Origin of the sequence: Mesorhizobium sp. M2A.F.Ca.ET.067.02.1.1, assembly GCF_004023285.1 — a bacterium.
GTDB lineage: Bacteria > Pseudomonadota > Alphaproteobacteria > Rhizobiales > Rhizobiaceae > Mesorhizobium.
Genome location: NZ_RZSB01001486.1, coordinates 1 through 392, shown reverse-complemented (window position 1 = coordinate 392; position 392 = coordinate 1). Strand labels below are relative to the sequence as shown.

The window sequence follows — 392 nt, the reverse complement described above, 5'->3', positions numbered from 1 at the left end:
CTCTGCCGCCATCGCCAGGGAGGTGACCGAGCTCACCGCGACACATCTGCGCAAGGATCCGACCATCACCGCGGTCGCGATCAGCTATTTCGATCCCCAGCACTGGTTCGCCGGCGGCAAGTCGCTCGCAGAGCACGGCACCAACACCTTCTGGCTCGACATCAAGGTGGTCGACGGCACCAACACCAAGCTGGAGCTCGAGGCCTATCTCAAGGCGATCTTCGCCGCCTTCGGCCGCCTGCTGGGTGGCGTCCACGAAGAAAGCTATGCCTTCGTGCACGAAGTGCCGGCAGCCGCCTATGGCTATGGCGGCAAGACGCAGGAGTTCCGCTTCATCAGCGGCAGGTTGAACGCGGCGTAAAGAGCGCTCCCCCTTCTCCCCCTTGCGGGAG

1 protein-coding gene is annotated in these 392 nt (G+C 64.0%); it reads left to right on the top strand.

Going from position 1 to position 392, the window contains the following annotated elements:
- Nucleotides 1-361: 4-oxalocrotonate tautomerase family protein (locus EOA28_RS38455; protein WP_148671242.1), on the top strand; the 361-nt coding region annotated here is incomplete at its 5' end.
- Nucleotides 362-392: the final 31 nt, after the last annotated feature.